Raw genomic sequence first — 17,945 nt, forward strand, 5'->3', positions numbered from 1 at the left:
GCAACAGATGAAAACTTTTTTCAAGATTTTAGTATTGCTCTGTGGAGTAACGCTTACGGCACAGACTACATATTTACATTGTGGTAAATTAATTGATACAAAATCTGGAAAAGTACTCATAGAGAAAACAATAGTTGTTACTGGAGATAAAATTATTTCAATTGAAAACGGTTATGTCAATCCAACAAATTCTGAAGATGTAACAGTTGATTTAAAATCTAAAACCGTAATGCCAGGTTTAATAGATATGCATGTGCATATTGAAGGCGAAACGAGTCCAAAATCTTATCTCAATAAATACACCTTGAATGATGCTGATGTCGCTTTTAATTCTACAAATTATGCGAAAGTAACTTTAATGAGTGGATTTACAACCGTTAGAGATTTAGGAGGCTCTGGAGTAAATATCGCCTTAAGAAATGCTATAAACTCAGGAAAAATTGTTGGTCCAAGAATTTTTACTGCAGGTAAATCTTTGGCGACTACAGGTGGTCATGCCGATCCAACAAACGGTTCTAGTAAAAATCTTATGGGTGATCCTGGGCCGAAAGAAGGTGTAGTAAATGGGGTAGAAGACGCCAAGAAAGCTGTAAGACAACGTTATAAGAATGGTGCAGATTTAATTAAAATAACAGCAACAGGAGGAGTTTTAAGTGTGGCTAAAAGCGGCCAGAATCCACAATTTTCAATCGAAGAAATCAAAGCAATTTGTGAGACGGCTAAAGATTATGGTTTTCATGTGGCAGCACATGCACATGGAGATGAAGGCATGCAACGTGCCATTTTAGGTGGGGTTAAAACGATTGAGCATGGCACTTTAATGAGTGCTGAGACTATGGAATTAATGAAAAAGCACGATGTGTATTTAGTACCAACCATTACAGCAGGAAAATTCGTGTCAGACAAAGCAAAAATTGAAGGGTATTATCCGGAAATCATTGTGCCTAAAGCTTTAGACATTGGACCTAAAATTCAAGATATGTTTGGTAGAGCCTACAAAGCAGGAGTTAAAATTGCTTTCGGAACAGATGCAGCAGTATTTTATCATGGTGACAATGCAAAAGAATTTGGTTATATGGTTGAAGCTGGTATGCCAGCAATTGAAGCGCTTCAATCTGCGACAATTACCAATGCCATGTTACTAAGTATGGAAGACCAAATTGGGCAGCTAAAACCTAATTACATAGCTGATATTATTGCTGTAAATGACGACCCAATTTCAAGTATTTCTACAATGGAAAACGTCATTTTTGTTATGAAAAACGGTGTTATTTACAAAAAATAGCCAAATTTAGGTGCTTTTTCGTTTATTGAATATGTAAATGACAAGCTACAACGTTGCGAATATGTTAATTCTTTTAGTGTCTGATTTTCAATATGATAATATCAAAAGCCGTTAGCTAGGTTTTAACACTGATTCCTTGGAGTTGGTCATCAATCTTCGTTGCTTTGTAGTGAATGATAATTGAACAACATGAAATTGATTAGTATTAAAAGAGAGACCAAAACCGAAGGTCGCTTCACGAAAAAAATGGGTGTAATGTTAACTAATGTTACCTACATTAAAAAGCAATTCTTAAGTATTCCTTACAAAACACTTCATAAATACAGAGAAACGTATTATGGTGAAGTTAAAGATTGCGAAGACTGTAAATTAGCGCGTTAGTTTTAAAACTCTAAACAGAAACGTTTTCTTTCTTCTTGCTGTTAAATATTCCACTGAAAAGTAGAATAACCATTCCTAGGGTAACAGACATATCAGCAACATTAAAGATTCCTGTTTTAAATACACCACCTAAATTAATATAGAAAAAGTCAGTGACTTGGCCAAATACAATACGGTCAAAGACATTGGCTATACCTCCTCCTGCAATACAGCAAAACGCAATAAGGCTCATTCGGTCTAATTCTTTAGTTTTTATGATATAATAAATCACATAAGCTAAAACAAGGGTTGGTAAAATTAACAAGAAGATTAATCTAAGAGTTGGATTCATATCACTTCCCATACCTAAAAAAGCGCCTTTGTTTTCTACCCAAATGAGTTGAAAATAATCTTGTATTACATTGATTTGCCCTCTCCCACCTTTAATCATTGTGGTTCTAACAATTACTTTAGAAATTTGGTCAATAGCAATATTAAATGCGATGAGTATTATGATAAATAGTGTTCTGTTCAAATCAGTGAGTTTTAGGCATTAATTTCAAAAGTAGCTGAAGCCGTTTCTGCTTCACGATGTATTTTCTTTACTAAGCCTTGTAATACTTTTCCAGGACCAACTTCAGTAAAATGTAATGCTCCATCGGCAACCATTTGCTGTACAGATTGCGTCCAACGTACAGGTGCCGTTAATTGTGAAATTAAATTGGCTTTAATTTCGTTTTCATCAGTAATAGCAGATGCTGTTACGTTTTGGTATATTGGGCAGTTAGGCTTGCTAAATGTTGTGTTTTCTATGGCAGCCGCTAACTCTTCACGCGCAGGCTCCATTAATGGTGAATGAAAAGCACCACCAACAGGTAATACTAAAGCACGTTTTGCACCAGCTTCTTTCATCGCTTCACAAGCTTTATTAATAGCTTCAACGTCTCCAGAAATCACTAATTGACCAGGACAATTGTAATTTGCAGGAACTACAACACCGTCTATAGTTTTACAGATGTCTTCAACAACGTTATCTTCTAAAGCTAAAACGGCAGCCATTGTACTTGGTTGCAATTCACAGGCTTTTTGCATGGCTTGGGCACGTTGAGAAACTAATTTAAGTCCGTCTTCAAACGTTAATGCTCCAGCAGCAACCAACGCCGAGAACTCTCCGAGAGAATGACCAGCAACCATATCTGGTTTAAAGCTATCTCCAAGGGTTTTTGCTAAAATTACAGAATGTAAAAAGATAGCAGGTTGAGTCACTTTAGTTTGCATTAAATCTTCCTTAGAACCCTCAAACATAATGTCTGTAATATGAAAGCCTAAAATGTCATTGGCTTTTTCAAATAATTCTTGAGCTAAAGGTGAATTTTCGTAAAGGTCTAATCCCATTCCTGAGAATTGAGCACCTTGACCTGGAAATATATATGCGTTCATGTGTGTTTTAATTTAAGTTGCAAAAATAGGAATTAATATTTTCAGTTTACAGTATTCAGGCGCAGTTTTCAGTTAGTGTGTAATTGACTGAAAACTCTACGAACAAGCCGCCTCCGCACAACGTTCACCATCCATAGCGGCAGAAATAATACCCCCAGCATAACCTCCACCTTCGCCACATGGAAATAAATTAGTGATTTCAGGATGCTCTAAGGTTTCTGTTCTCGGAATATTTACTGGTGATGAGGTACGCGATTCTACACCGATGACATTAGCTTCTTCGGTATAATAGCCTTTCATTTTTTCACCAAAAGCTTTAAATCCCTTACGTAAGGAGCCTCCAATTATTTTTGGTAATAAAGAATGTAATGGTGCTGAATTTAAACCAGGTTGATAAGAGGTTTCATTTAAACTTGACGATAATTTTCCTTCAACAAAATCCGTTAATCTTTGAGCAGGAGCAGATTGTCTACGTCCCCCAGCTGTAAAGGCTAAACGTTCTAAATCTTTTTGATATTCTAAGGCTTTTAAAGGTCCGAAATGTTCGTATTTATAAAGGTCTTTATCCGCATTAATTTCTGTAACAATACCTGAATTGGCAAATTTATTATTTCGCTTGGAAGGCGACATCCCATTGACTACAACTTCACCATTGGCTGTGGCTGCAGGAACAATGAATCCACCAGGACACATACAAAATGAATATACACCTCGGTCATTTACTTGTTGCACTAAGCTGTAAGATGCGGCAGGTAATAACGCGTCGCGTTGCTCACCTTTACAATGGTATTGGATGCCATCAATTATTTCTTGTGGATGCTCAACTCTGACTCCCATGGCGAAGGATTTTGCTTCAAGCTTAATCTTCTTGTCATTCAATAAGTAAAAAATATCCCTTGCAGAATGGCCTGTGGCTAGAATGACTTTTTCAACATCGAGTTCATTGTCATTGTTAAGTTGAATCGCAACAATTTTACTATTCTTAATCGTGAAATCAGTCACACGCGTTTCAAAATGCACTTCACCACCAAACTTGATGATATTCTCTCTTATATTTTGAACAACTCTTGGTAATTTATTAGTTCCGATATGTGGATGCGCATCAACTAAAATCTGATCTGTTGCACCATGAAATACTAAGTTTTCAAAGATTCGTCTAACATCTCCTCGTTTTAAACTTCTCGTGTATAATTTACCATCAGAATACGTGCCAGCACCTCCTTCACCAAAACAGTAATTAGAATCTTCGTTTACAAAATGATCTTGGTTAATGGCCTTTAAATCACGTCGACGGTCTTGTACATTTTTACCGCGCTCTAAAACAATAGGTTTAAAACCTAGTTCTATACAACGCAATGCCGCATACATGCCTGCCGGTCCAAAACCAATAATGTGTACAGGTTTTGCATTAGAAACGTCTTTGTAATCAAAATGGTAATCTGAAGTTTCAGGTACAGGTTCATTGATGTACACTTCAACTTTATAGTTGAACATAATATTGCGCTTACGTGCATCAATCGATTTTCTTAGAACTTTTATTCCTGAAATATCGGAAGATTTCATTCCCAAATCATAGGCTGCTTTATTAAGCAAACCATCGGGTTGTCTTTCTTGCTGTAAATTAATGCGTAGTTGTAAGGCTTTTATCATGTTGCAAAATTAAAGAAAAGAAATGTTATCAAAACTTTTTAAATAGTAATAAGTTGTAATGCTTACGTTTCAATATAAGCATAAAAAAAACCACGTTAATTAACGTGGTTTCATTTTTTATCTCAACGGTGTTAAGATTTCGTTTTTGGTTGATCTCTATTTATTTCTGTAATATCAATGTCTGTAGCTTCTGTATTAAGAAAGTGTTTGCTAAAATGATCGGCTCTTAGCCAAAATGAATATTCTGTCATGTTTCCAAAACTATGACGTTGACCTGGCATAAGCATAAAATCGAAACGTTTATTCGCTTTTATTAATGCATTTACCATTCTAATGGTGCCTCCAGGATGTACATTATTATCGACATCACCCGTAATGAGCATTAGATTTCCTTTTAGATTTTGTGCTAAAGATTGGTTGTTGTCAATAAGGTATTTGTATTTAACATTACCATCGTCATCCATTTCTTCCTGTACACCATGATGTGTTTCACTCCACCAACTGTTATAAATACTATTATCATGATTTCCTGCAGAAGACACGGCCGCTTTAAAGAAATCGGGATACACTAACATGGCTGCAGTAGACATAAAGCCACCACCAGAATGGCCGTAAATTCCAACTTTATTAATGTCAATATAATCATGTTGATCTGCAAGTTGTTCTGCGACATGTCTTTTATCTGCTAAACCGTAATCTCTAAGGTTACCATAACCATAATTATGGTACCATTTAGAACGGTCTGGATGTCCACCACGATTACCCATAGTCACTACAATAAATCCGACTTGTGCCATACGGTCTAAACGATCCATTCTAACAGAAAACGATTTGTTTACAGCTTCGGTTTGAGGACCTGGGTAGACGTATTCTAATAAAGGATATTTTTTAGACTCATCAAAATCATAAGGCTTATACATTACACCATAAATGTCAGTAATACCGTCATCTGCTTTCATTTTAAAAGTCTCAGGAAATTGATAGCCTGTTGCCATTAATTGGGATAAATCGGCTTCTTCTAAATTCATAATAAGCTTACCAGTATTAGATCTTAATTCTGATTTAGGAACCGTATTCACTCTAGAGTAGTTACTCACAAAGTAGGCATTAGAATCTGCCATGTCTGTACTAGAGTTATAGTCACCAGGGTTTAACGCTTGTAAGCCAGAACCATTTAGATTCACCTTATAAAGGTGTTCGTAATAAGGGTCTTGATCTTTTGCAATACCATGTGCCGTAAAGTAAAGCGTTCTGCTTTTTTTATCCACACCAATAGCACGTTCAACATGGTATGAACCAGAGGTCACTTCGTTTTTTAAGTTTCCTTCGGTGTCATACAAATAATAGTGTGCCCAACCCGAACGTTCTGCCCAATGCAGCATTTCAGTTTCGTTATTTAACAATACTAAAGGGCGCGATTCTATATAGGTGTTAAAACGTTCTTCAATTAAAACTTTTGTTTCTCCTGTATTAATATCAGCCACACAGATATCTAGTTTTTTACGATCTCTGCTAATTGTATTATAATAGATTTTACCTTTTTTAGATAATAGTAATGATGGGTTGAAGTCATCGTTATAGCTCGATTTTAATCTCGGCTCACGATACACTTGAATGCTTTGCTGCTTTACCGTATCTAATTGCACCTGAATATTTGATTTTGAAGGAATATCAAAAACATGCAGTTCTGTTTTGTAATAGTCGTCTTCACCTGGCATGTGGTATTTGTAAGATTCTAAAGTTGGGCGTTTTCCTGAAGTGGTATTAATTACCCATAAGTCGTTAATGTGTCTAGAATCTGTTCTTTGAAATACAAACTTTTTAGAATCATGAGACCAAACTCCTCTAACTGATTTGCGCTTGTCTTTATTCTTTAATTTTTCCTCATTATTTTCTCCACGACTGCTTCCGCCATAGTCATAATTTTCTTCTCCATCAGTTGTCCATTGGTTTTCAACGATAGTAGAATCTTTTTCGTTTTTTACAGCTTTTAAGAAGTTTTCCTTATCCATCCAATACAAGTTGTAGTGTTTAGAAAATAAAACTACAGAACTGTCTGGTGCTATATTAGCCCACTTTTTCCAATCTTCTTTTTCTTTCTTTTTATTGCTAATAATGGTTAAGCCATTACCGCCAAGACGATACTCAAAGTGATATACTTTATTTACTTTTTCCGCCTTTTTAGCTTTGCCTTTTTTCTTTTTATCTGTTTTTGTAGAATCTGTTTCTTTTGTATTCTCTTTTTCTTCGTTTACGTCATCGTCTTTTTTCTCTTCATCAACTTTCTCTGTTGATGTTACATAGAAACGTATCGCTGTTTCATTTTTTACAAATTCAAAATCAAATTTAGGTAAGTGCTGAGCGTCGTAAGGATCTTTCGTGATTTCAGTCAGCCATTTAGCCATTTTTTCATTATCAAAAAGTGCTTTTTTGCTGCGATTATCAGCATCTACAATATAGTAATTAGAACCTTCTGTTGTTTTGTATTGATACCAAAATTTATTGCCGTTTTTTAACCAATTTGGTCTTACTGAAGTAGAATGAACTAACTTTCCTAAATTAGTTGGGGAATATTTAGCTGCAGCTCTATAATTTGGTGTTGGCGTGGTACTTTCCTTTTCGCTGTTTTGTGCATTTATTAAACTAAAGGATAAGCTTAAAAAGAGTAGAAGTATTAATTTTTGCATGCTTTGTTAAGTGATTTAAGAGGGGTTAGTTTCTAGATTTGACTAAATTACTTGTAATATTATAAAATTGGTAAATATTTAACATTAGCCTAACGATTTAGTAGGGGGAATATTTTTCTTATGAACTGATTTTACTATCTTGAAACCTCAAAATAAATCATAATTGAGCTGGTTAAAAAAAGACCCTTTACAAATTATTGCGTTTCAGAGTTATGGAACAAATTCCCATTTTTATGCTAGAGGTAGAGCTTTGGAAGATGAATCTATTGATTTAGACGACCAACATATTTGGCACCTTATAGTGAATACTTGGAAACGATTTGAAACTGACGAAATTAAACATGTCGGTTTAGATTTAAAGTTGCCTAATAATAAGATTATAAAAGTCAACACGGACGAAAATGGTTATTTTATTGCTGAAGAAAATATAGAAAACTTAAAAGATTTAGCAAATGAAGAAGGTTGGCTTTCTTTTGAACTTTCGTATAATGACGTTAATATTAAACGCACTATTCAGAATAAAAATAGATTTCCTGGTGAATTATTAATTCCGTCTAGCAAAGCCCAATTTGGTGTTGCAAGTGATATCGATGATACTATATTACATACAGGTGTGGTGTCTATTCTAAAATGGAAGGTGATTTATAATTCCATTTTTAAACATGCTAAGAACAGAATTCCTTTAGAGGGGTCGGCAGAATTTTATCACAAGTTACACCGTGGAGTCTCTGGTAAAAATTCGAATCCTATTTTTTATGTGAGCCATAGTCCTTGGAATTTATACCGCTACTTAGAACTTTTTTTAAGACAAAATAATTTCCCTAAAGGCCCTATTTTATTGCGAAGTCTAAGTAATCTTCTTAGAAAGAAATCTCAAGATGAAAAGCCACAAAAACAAAAGGAAATAATCAATCTATTAAAAACATACCCTCATTTACCGTTTATATTAATTGGAGATAGTGGAGAGCACGATCCTGATATTTATATGGAAATTGTAGAAGAATTTCCAGGGCGAATTTTAGCAATTTATTTGCGTAGTGTAAAGCACAAGAAGAAAATGTTACGTGTTAAAGGTATTGTGGATGGTTATAAAGTAACACCAATGTTGTTAGTAGAGAATAGTGAAGAAGCTATTGAACATGCTAGACAAAGTGGGTTTATTATCTAAGAATATCGTCTATCCGTGTTTTGTTCTGTTGTTGTAATAGAGTAGGGTAAAGATTAAAGATAATATTGAACAGTAATAGTATTAAGGCGGACAAAAACAGTCCATTCCATAGTTTTATAACGATAACACTAAGTAGAAAAACAAAGCCAATTAGGTGACCTATTTCTGCATAAACCATTTCAGTTCTAAGGCGTTGTAAATCGTCTCTGTTTGGCCTGCTTTTAAGGTTTAAATTTTTATTAAAGACTCTAAAGAAGCTGTTTTTAATGATCCAGCCAAATTTACTTAATCCAATCGACTTACTTAGGACGTCATTTTTTATAAAGTTTAGATGTGATATTCTGCCATAGAACGTTCTAAGTTTTATGGCATTATTAAGCAATAATCCAACAGTCCAAGATATAAAAGTGAGTGTGATGGCCTGAAGAATGTAGAGTAAAATTATCAATTAAAACAACCCATTTATTTGAGCATCAATTCTATTAATGATGTCTCCTAAATCTTCAGGATTTGCAACAAAATCGAGATTATCTACATCAATTATAAGTAAATTACCTTTGTCATATTTAGAAATCCATGCTTCGTAGCGTTCATTTAAACGACTTAAATAATCGATACTGATGGTGTTTTCATAATCGCGACCTCTTTTATGAATTTGAGCTACTAAATTAGGAATAGAACTGCGTAAGTAAATTAATAAATCTGGCCCTTTTACAAATGATTCCATAAGTTGGAATAATGACGAGTAATTTTCGAAATCACGATTGGTCATTAACCCCATAGCATGCAAGTTAGGAGCAAAAATATGTGCATCCTCATAAATCGTTCTGTCTTGTATAATGTCCTTTCCACTATCGTGAATTTGATTGACTTGGCGAAACCTGCTGTTTAAGAAATAGACTTGTAAATTGAAGCTCCAACGTTCCATCTGATTATAAAAATCATCTAAATACGGATTGTCTACAACGTCTTCCAATTGCGCCTCCCATTTAAAGTGTTTGGCGAGTAATTTTGTGAGCGTTGTTTTTCCAGCTCCTATATTTCCTGCAACAGCAACATGCATAATCTATTCTATTTTTAATTGGTAATGACGTAGTAAATTTAAGCCGTAAATATACACCGTTTCATTGGTTACCAAAAACTGTTTTATTAACATTTTAGGATGTTTTATAGGGTGAATTATAGCCTCGTTTTTTTCTAATATAAATAATGATTCTCCTTTTTTTAAGACCAAATGCGCTTCGTTAAATGCTAAACTGTCGTAGCCTGAATTTTCTATTTTTCGTATTAAACTTCCAAAGTAATTATAAACGTAGAGGTAATTTTTAGTCAATAAATAGCAATAATTATAATCGCTTTTTAAATCTAGAACTTCAGATTGAACAGGGACAGTTTTGAGTTTTATTTTATTAGCGTTAAAATCGTATAATTCTAAATACTGATAATCTTGATTAAATAACCATAGCGAATTATCATAACCAGAAGATATAAAAGAGACGTTTTTGTAAGGTTGAAGTGTGTTGAAGTCTACTTTTTTAATTTCAGCCAAACGATTATCTAAAATCACAACCGTATTGAAGTCTTTATAGAATAGATTTATTTTTAAAGGATTAAAGGTGTTTGCCGATGTTATGTCGCCAAGTTGAAAATTGGCGTACGTAATAATGGTATCTTTTGTTTTTTTATGAAAGGAATTATTTTCCGTAGCATAATAGAATGTCCCAAAATTATCAATTCCAAAAATGGCTTTAGCTTTAAGCTGTGTTGAATCTTTTAAAGTCGCTGTAATTTGCCGTTGCGTTTTATCTTGCGAAAAACTGAACAAACTAAAAAACAGAAATATAAAGACTAGCTTTTGCATGATTGTGGGCGAATAAGCTTGAAAAATACAACAATTACTCCAATTTCTCTTTACAGAGCTTTGAGGTTATACTAAATTGAACGAACTCGAAATTAGATTTTAAATAATAGGGATTGGTGCTTTTAAGTTAATCCGTCAACTTGTACCCAAAACCACGGACATTAATAATTTGAATGTTTTTATCTTTAATCAATTGCTTTCGTAATTTACTGATAAAAACATCCATACTTCTGGCAGTAAAAAAGTCGTCTGTTCCCCAGAGTTTATTCAGAATTAAAGAGCGATCTAAAACTTGGTTTTTATTTTTTATTAAATGAAATAATAAATGCGATTCTCTATGAGTTAACTGAATCGATTCGTCATCCTTAAATTTTAATTGCTGTTTTGCTAAATCGAAGGTGAATTTACCAATATTTATGATTTCGGTGGTCTTTTGAGTTTTAGTTCTGTCTACCAAATTATGAACTCTAACGATCAATTCTTCTATGCTAAATGGTTTTTTGAGGTAATCATTACCACCTATTGAGAAGCCTTCTACGACATCTGCGGTTTGCGATTTTGCTGTTAAAAATATAATAGGAATACTATCGTCAATAGCTCTGATTTCTTTTGCTAATGTGAAACCATCTTTTTTGGGCATCATCACATCTAAGACTAAAATTTCTGGAGCTTCAGATTTATACTTGTCAAAGGCTTTGTCTCCGTTTTCGCAAAGTATGACTTCAAAATCTCTTGTTTCAAGACTTTCTTTTAGTATTTGTCCTAAAGCGGCTTCGTCTTCAGCCAATAACAGTTTAATTTTATGAGCCATTTGGAAGCGTGATTTTAAATGTGGTTAAATTTTTATTGAGTTCTAAGTTGATTGAACCATTGTGCTTGTCAATTATAGTTTTGGTGTAATAAAGGCCAATACCAAACCCTTTAACATCGTGGGTATTCCCTTTTGGGACACGATAGAATTTATCGAAAATTTGATGTTTGTTTTCATGAGTTAAACTATGACCATTATCTGAAATTAAAACTTCAAAATTAGTATTCTTTGTTTTTAATTCAATTGAAATAATCTCTCCTCCATACTTTACGGCATTATCTAAAATGTTGTTTAGGGCATTTTCAATATGAAAGATGTCAGCATTAATAATTAAACTTTCGAGCTGAATATTGCTGTTGAATGTCTTATCTGGAAATTGAATCTTATACTTACTAGCCAAAGCATCAAGTAAACTAATGATATCGAAATTTTCTTTATTCAATTCTAAATTACCACTATCTAAAGTTGCGGTTTCTAATAGTTTTTCGACCATAACATTCAACTTTCCTAATTGCTCGGAAGACATGTTGAGGTATTTTTTAGTTTTGGCTTTATCGTCAATAGCATTAAAATTACTAATGCTTTCTATTGCTGCGCTAATAGTTGCGATTGGAGTTTTAAACTCGTGCGTAATATTGCTGATAAGGTCATTTTTAACTTCGGCGAGTTGCTTTTGATGTTTAATGATTTTTAATAGATAGAATAGACAGCTAATTACCGCTAAAACTAAGAGGGTTGAAATTAAGATGCCTCCGAGAATGCGATATAAAATAGCTTTGGTGGTGTTGGTAAATAAGATGGTTAAAAACGTGCCTTTTGGTAAGAATCTAGATTTTGTATCCGTTTGAAGGTAATCATCAGACATGTGATTAGGATCTAATTCTGGTAAGGATCCGTTTACCATAAAATAGTCAACGTTACGTTCGGGGTCTTTATAGTCTAGGTAAAAATCGACATTAATGCTTTTGCGTTCTAGTTCTATCGCTATTAATTCTTCAACAGCCTTTACATCAAGTGTGTCATTTTTTATCGAAATCATCACTTTAGAGGTCAGAAATTCGGCATTTTTTAAATTGACATCTTTATTGTTGCTTTTAAGACTATCTATTTTTAATTTTAGTTGATCTCTTGATAAGGGGTTGTGTGTTTTATCATGAGCCTCTGACATTGAATCTGCCTTAAATCCTCTAAAGACCGTTATACCTTTAATACTATTTGTATCTAAAGAATCAAGGTTTGTAAACTCTTTATGAGATTCATCAATGTTTTTAAAAAAATTTTCCAGCTCACCACCGTCTTCAAAAGCTTTTTTTTGCTGGTCGCCTTCAAGAATAAAACCAAAAGTGGTGCGCTCTGCTAAAGCTGTATAATAATCATCTACCGCTTTATCTAAACTAATTTGCACATCGTTAATCAGCTGCTGTTTATTGGTTTGATAGTTTTTATAGTTCCAATAGACTTGTATGCCAATCGTAGCCGTGATTACGGCAATGATGGTGTATAAAATTAGGCGATACCGTTTATCATTCATGTTTCAAATGTATAAAGTTATTATTTAGTATAAGTTATCGGTTAACACACGTTAACACTAGTTAACCTAAAAAACGAATTGGTGTTGAGATATTTGTAGGGTATTAATTATAAAACCATAAAAAATGAAATCAAAGATGCGTGACTGTTTTAGTCTAAAAAAAGTGCTCACTTGTTTAGTGTTGTTAATTTCTGTTGTTGGATTTAGTCAGTCTAAAGTTGAAGACAAATCAGTAAAAATTGATGCGTTTAGTATTGAGGTTACAATTGATTCTCTTGAAGAACTAGAATCCACTTTTAAAGCGGAAGATTTAGATGAGTTATTAGAAATGATGGATAACAATGAAGAGTTGAGTTTAACCTTAAACTGTAGCTTTTCAGAGGCTAAGGATAATTTAGAAGGAAACATGACTTATACTGTTACAGGAAGGGCAAATGAAAAAACGAAATTTCTAAAGAATATTGAAAAAATGAAAGCTACAGCATTGAAATTTTATAATTTAAAAAATAGAACATAATGACAACAATTACTAGAATTCTAATTTTGATATTAATAGGAGTCGTTTCATCTATTAATGCACAAGATTTCCAAGGTATTGCCACTTATAGAACCCATCGCGATTTTGATATTAAAATGGATAGTACCAAAATGAACGATGCAATGCAAAAGCAAATGATGGAAATGATGAAAAAGCAGTTTCAGAAAACGTATACTTTAACTTTCGATAAATCGTCATCTTTATATAAACAGGAAGCAGAATTAGATAAACCACAAGTTGGAGGAGGCATTCAAATGTCTTTTGGCAATAGTGGGTCAGATGTGTTTTATAAAAATATAAAGGATCATAACTATGTAGATCACAAGGAAACAATGGGTAAGAAATTCTTAATTAAAGATTCTATTTCCCCAATCGAATGGAAGCTAGAATCCGATACCAAACATATTGGGGAATACATGTGCTTCAAAGCAACGTATACTGAACAAGTGCCTAAAGTTAATATGAATTTTAGTAACATTTCAAGTATAGATGATGACAATGAAGAGGAAAAAGAACCAGAAATGACCGAACGTACAATTACAGCTTGGTATACTCCTCAAATTCCTGTTAGTAATGGGCCTGCAAAATACCAAGGACTTCCTGGTTTGATTTTAGAAATACACGATGGGAAGCTAACGGTGATCTGTAGTAAAATTGTCATCAACCCAAAAGATAAAATTGAGATTGAAGAACCAACGAAAGGAAAAGAAGTGACCCAAAAAGAGTATGATGATATTATGGATAAGAAAACCAAAGAAATGATGGAGCGTTATGCGCCAAGCAGAGGGTCTAAAGACGGTGCGATTCATATTTCTATAGGTGGTTAATTCTCTTAACATAAATTTAACAAACCTAAACTTAACTTTTCTTCATTTGTAGAGTCTTATGGAAGTAAGATTAACATAATTTGTTATTAAATTTAACTAGACTATTAAAAATGAAGAAATTACCATTAAAAATTGCATTCCTCTTAACTGTGCTTTTCGCCAGTTCTAATTTGTTTGCTCAAGATTTTCAAGGCAAAGCATATTACATATCTAAAACCACTATGGATCTCGATCAATTTGGAGGACAAGACATGAGTGCAGAGCGAAAAAAGCAATTTGAAGAACGTATGAAGAGCTTTTTAGAGAAGGAGTATACGCTAACGTTTACAAAATCTGAGTCTATTTATAAAGAAGAAGAAAAGTTAGCAGCACCAGGTGGAAGCGGTCGAAGAGGTGGCTTTGGTGCAAGTTTAACCGGAGGTCCAAAATATAAAAATGTTCAAACAAAAGAAGTTATCCAAGATCAGGAGTTTTTTGGGAAGCAGTTTTTAGTTAAAGATGAATTAAAAGATTTAGAATGGAAAATGGGTACGGAAACCAAACTAATTGGTCAATATACCTGTTTTAAAGCTACAGCAACTGTCGTTCCTAGTGGGGTTGACTTTAGTAGTTTTAGAGGATCAAGAGGGAGAAATCAAAATAACGAAGAAAAAGCTAAAGATTCTATAGACTCAAATGAGCCTAAGGCACCAAAAACAATTGAAGTTGTAGCTTGGTACACTCCACAGATTCCTGTAAACCAAGGTCCAGATGATTACTGGGGTTTACCAGGATTAATATTAGAAATAAATGCAGATCGTACAACCATACTTTGTACTAAGATTGTATTAAACCCAAAAGAAAAGGAGTCTATTGATAAGCCTAAAAAAGGACAAGAAGTTACACAAGCAGAGTACACTGATATCACTACAAAGAAAATGGAAGAAATGCGCGAAATGTATGGTGGACGTAACGGTAGAGGCGGCGGACGCGGAAGAAACTAAGCATATTATAATTAAACTCTAATGAGGCAAAGCGTATAAACTACGTTCTCACTTACCAACCAAAGACATTATTTATATGAAAAATATTTTAGCGCTACTATTTACTTTAGTAGTTATGAGTTCTTTTGCTCAAATTAAATTGACAGGTATTGTAAAAGATAGCATCGGCTCTCCTTTAGAATTGGCCAATATTATTGCCATTAATAAAGAATCTAATACATTAGAATCTTATGCCATTACTGATGCTAGTGGGAAATATGTGATTTCACTGGGTAAAAATGGAATGTACAATATTCAAGTGAGTTATATCGGTTTAAAATCGGTGGATGAAACTGTAGAAACAAAAGAAGTTGATCTTACAAAAAACTTTAATTTGTATTCTGATAATATGCTCGATGCTGTTGAGTTGACGTATGATATGCCTGTAACAATTAAAGGAGATACCTTAATTTATAATGCAGATTCCTTTAAAAATGGTACAGAGCGGAAGCTTGAAGACGTCTTAAAAAAATTACCTGGTGTAGAAATTACAGCTGAAGGAAAAATTGAAGTTGAAGGTAAAGAGGTCACCAAACTGATGGTAAATGGTAAAGATTTCTTTGATGGAGACTCAAAACTAGCTACTAAAAATATTCCTTCAAATGCGGTAGATAAAATTCAAGTCTTACGTAATTACGCTGAGGTAGGTCAATTAAGTGGCGTTCAAAATAACCAAGACAACGTTGCTATTAATATTAAATTGAAAGAAGGAAAAGAAAATTTCTGGTTTGGAGATGTTACAGCCGGTGGAGGTGTTGCTCCATCGCCAAATGATAATTTGTATCTCGTACAGCCAAAACTATTTTACTACAGTCCTAAATACAGTATTAATGTTATTGGTGATATCAATAATATAGGAGAAGTCGCATTAACAGGCCGTGATATTCGTAATTTCGGTGGTGGTTTTAGAAGTCCGAGTTCTAGTAGTGGAACAAGTATTAACCTTGGAGATAATGGATTAAGTGGCTTAACAAATCTTGGAGATGCACAAACGATAGAATCTAAATTAGGAGCTATGAACTTTAGTTATTCTCCAAACGAAGCCTTAGATCTTAGTGGATTTTTAATTTATAATGCAAACCGTTTAAAAACGAGACAAGAAAGCTTTGTACGTTATACAAATCCAGAATTAGGAATTCCTGATGAAGAAACAGTACAAACAGGAAGAGAAGCTACCAACCAAGGTTTAGCAAAATTAAGTGCGAGTTATAAGCCAAATGCTAATAACCAATTAAACTATGATGTTTTGGGTCGTATTTCTAGCGATTCTGAAATGCAAAATGAATTTTCTACTGTAGTTGGAAATACCAATGAGTTGAATGAAGCAAAACCATTTAGTATTAATCAAAATGTGAATTATTATTACACGCTAAATGAGAAGAATATTTTTGCTTTTGAAGCGCAGCATTTAATTAAAGATGAAGATCCTTTTTACAATGTAATTGGATTAAAAGATGAAGGTGCTTTTGAAACTACAGCAACCAGTTTAGGTTTAAATACAAGTCAGGCTAATTATGATCTTAATCAAGAGCGTCGTATTAAATCTAACCAGTTAGATGCTAAATTAGATTATTATAATATCTTAAATTCTAAGAGTAATATCAATTTTACCTTAGGTACTATTTTGAGTAATCAGAAGTTCAACTCTAACATTTTTCAGTTTTTAGATGATGGCTCATTTTTTGACCCTACAGCAAACTTAACTAATAAAGAAGGTGACTTGCTAAGAAATGAAAACGATACAGAATATAATTTTAGCGATATTTATCTTGGATTTCATTACAGATTGAAAACAGGGAAATTTACAATTACACCTGGGTTCTCAGTTCACGCTTACGGCAACAAAAACACACAGTTTGGTGAAACTTATGAAGACAACTTCTTTAGAATATTACCAGATTTTGAAACGCAAATTCAATTTAAAAAGAGCGAGAGTTTAACGTTCCGTTATAACATGCAAAACTCATTTACGGATGTTACTAGTTTAGCTGAAGGTTTGGTTTTAAATAATTATAACAGTGTGCAATATGGTGAACCAAACTTACAGAATTCATTATCGCATAACTTAAACTTACGTTACTTTAGTTTTAACTTGTTTAATTACACTAATATATTTGCGTTTATTAATTATAACAAGAATATCGATCAAATAAGATCACTTACTAATTTTGATAATGTGATCAGAACCAATACGTATTTCAATTCAAATTTTGCGGATGAGAGTGTGTCGGCGAGTGGTCGTATACAACGTACTTTTGGTAAGTTAAGGGCCAGTATGCGTGTTGGTCTTAATTATAGCAAGAGTAATCAATTTGTACAAGATGTTAGATCTGTAAATGAGACGTTTTCTCAGACATATACGCCAGAATTAAGTACTAACTTTAGAGAGGCGCCAAACGTAACTTTAAAGTATAGATATAGCGTTTCAGATACAAAGCAAGGAGACAATGATACGCAGTTTACCACTAATGCTCCTTCTGTAGAATTTGATGCTTACATCTGGAAGGCTTTAACGTTTAGAACGGATTACTCATACACAAGTCAAAGTAGTAATGTTAGTGATACACAATCGTATCAAACATGGAATGGGAGTTTAGCGTATAGAAAAGATCAAGATGCTAAATGGGAATACCAACTTAGAGCCACCAACTTATTGAATATAGATTCTGAAGTTAATAATGGGTCTAATAATATTTCTGTATATAGCTCAGAAACATTTATTCTACCAAGATTGATTACATTTAGGTTGACTTACACCTTATAGA

General features: G+C 33.5%; 16 protein-coding genes. 7 read left to right on the forward strand and 9 right to left on the reverse strand.

Going from position 1 to position 17,945, the window contains the following annotated elements; genetic code table 11:
• Positions 1-7 precede the first annotated feature (7 nt).
• Complete coding sequence (locus DFQ09_RS16090) at positions 8-1,285, forward strand: metal-dependent hydrolase family protein (protein WP_115812168.1); 1,278 nt, start codon at positions 8-10, stop codon at positions 1,283-1,285.
• A 189-nt stretch (positions 1,286-1,474) separates the two neighbouring features.
• Positions 1,475-1,666, forward strand: coding sequence for a hypothetical protein (locus tag DFQ09_RS16095; RefSeq protein WP_020895523.1), 192 nt, complete (start codon positions 1,475-1,477; stop codon positions 1,664-1,666).
• A gap of 10 nt (positions 1,667-1,676) precedes the next feature.
• Here the strand turns inward: DFQ09_RS16095 and lspA are convergent, their stop codons facing one another.
• The 4 genes from lspA to DFQ09_RS16115 all read right to left on the reverse strand — a co-directional run bounded on the left by lspA (position 1,677) and on the right by DFQ09_RS16115 (position 7,422).
• Entirely contained in the window at positions 1,677-2,180 is a 504-nt protein-coding gene (gene lspA, locus DFQ09_RS16100) for a signal peptidase II (protein WP_115812170.1), read from the reverse strand.
• Positions 2,181-2,191: 11 nt separating this feature from the next.
• Complete coding sequence (gene fabD / locus DFQ09_RS16105) at positions 2,192-3,085, reverse strand: ACP S-malonyltransferase (RefSeq protein WP_115812172.1); 894 nt, start codon at positions 3,083-3,085, stop codon at positions 2,192-2,194.
• Between the two features lie 96 nt (positions 3,086-3,181).
• Positions 3,182-4,735: an NAD(P)/FAD-dependent oxidoreductase gene (locus DFQ09_RS16110; protein WP_115812174.1), complete on the reverse strand. Its 1,554-nt coding sequence runs from the start codon at positions 4,733-4,735 to the stop codon at positions 3,182-3,184.
• Positions 4,736-4,866: 131 nt separating this feature from the next.
• A complete protein-coding gene (locus DFQ09_RS16115) occupies positions 4,867-7,422 on the reverse strand; it encodes a S9 family peptidase (protein WP_115812176.1) in 2,556 nt (851 codons plus the stop codon).
• Positions 7,423-7,585: 163 nt separating this feature from the next.
• Here DFQ09_RS16115 and DFQ09_RS16120 point away from each other — a divergent pair, with 163 nt between their 5' ends.
• Positions 7,586-8,590 carry an App1 family protein gene (locus DFQ09_RS16120; protein ID WP_115812178.1) on the forward strand — a complete coding sequence of 335 codons (1,005 nt, stop codon included), beginning with the start codon at positions 7,586-7,588 and terminating at the stop codon, positions 8,588-8,590.
• On the opposite strand, the gene DFQ09_RS16125 is transcribed toward DFQ09_RS16120, so the two are convergent.
• From DFQ09_RS16125 to DFQ09_RS16145, 5 genes are all read right to left on the reverse strand, one after another.
• Positions 8,583-9,038, reverse strand: coding sequence for a glycosyl-4,4'-diaponeurosporenoate acyltransferase CrtO family protein (locus DFQ09_RS16125; protein WP_115812180.1), 456 nt, complete (start codon positions 9,036-9,038; stop codon positions 8,583-8,585). The two genes, DFQ09_RS16120 and DFQ09_RS16125, sit on opposite strands and share 8 nt — an antisense overlap.
• Entirely contained in the window at positions 9,039-9,653 is a 615-nt protein-coding gene (locus DFQ09_RS16130; RefSeq protein WP_020895516.1) for a deoxynucleoside kinase, read from the reverse strand.
• Positions 9,654-9,656: 3 nt separating this feature from the next.
• On the reverse strand, positions 9,657-10,451 hold the full coding sequence (locus DFQ09_RS16135) for a hypothetical protein (protein WP_181897201.1): 795 nt from the start codon (positions 10,449-10,451) through the stop codon (positions 9,657-9,659).
• Between the two features lie 127 nt (positions 10,452-10,578).
• Complete coding sequence (locus DFQ09_RS16140; RefSeq protein WP_115812182.1) at positions 10,579-11,262, reverse strand: response regulator transcription factor; 684 nt, start codon at positions 11,260-11,262, stop codon at positions 10,579-10,581.
• Entirely contained in the window at positions 11,252-12,793 is a 1,542-nt protein-coding gene (locus tag DFQ09_RS16145; protein WP_115812184.1) for a sensor histidine kinase, read from the reverse strand. Before DFQ09_RS16145 ends, DFQ09_RS16140 begins: the two co-directional genes overlap by 11 nt.
• Before the next feature lie 124 nt (positions 12,794-12,917).
• Between DFQ09_RS16145 and DFQ09_RS16150 the strand changes: the two genes are divergently transcribed.
• The 4 genes from DFQ09_RS16150 to DFQ09_RS16165 all read left to right on the forward strand — a co-directional run bounded on the left by DFQ09_RS16150 (position 12,918) and on the right by DFQ09_RS16165 (position 17,944).
• Entirely contained in the window at positions 12,918-13,310 is a 393-nt protein-coding gene (locus DFQ09_RS16150; protein ID WP_115812186.1) for a hypothetical protein, read from the forward strand.
• Positions 13,310-14,158 carry a GLPGLI family protein gene (locus DFQ09_RS16155; protein ID WP_115812188.1) on the forward strand — a complete coding sequence of 283 codons (849 nt, stop codon included), beginning with the start codon at positions 13,310-13,312 and terminating at the stop codon, positions 14,156-14,158. Before DFQ09_RS16150 ends, DFQ09_RS16155 begins: the two co-directional genes overlap by 1 nt.
• A 110-nt stretch (positions 14,159-14,268) precedes the next feature.
• Complete coding sequence (locus tag DFQ09_RS16160) at positions 14,269-15,141, forward strand: GLPGLI family protein (RefSeq protein WP_115812190.1); 873 nt, start codon at positions 14,269-14,271, stop codon at positions 15,139-15,141.
• A 76-nt stretch (positions 15,142-15,217) separates the two neighbouring features.
• Positions 15,218-17,944 (forward strand): TonB-dependent receptor, encoded by a 2,727-nt coding sequence (locus DFQ09_RS16165; protein ID WP_115812192.1) that lies wholly within the window; start codon positions 15,218-15,220, stop codon positions 17,942-17,944.
• Position 17,945 lies beyond the last annotated feature (1 nt).

The organism is Winogradskyella pacifica, from assembly GCF_003386275.1.
Classification (GTDB): Bacteria; Bacteroidota; Bacteroidia; order Flavobacteriales; family Flavobacteriaceae; genus Winogradskyella; species Winogradskyella pacifica.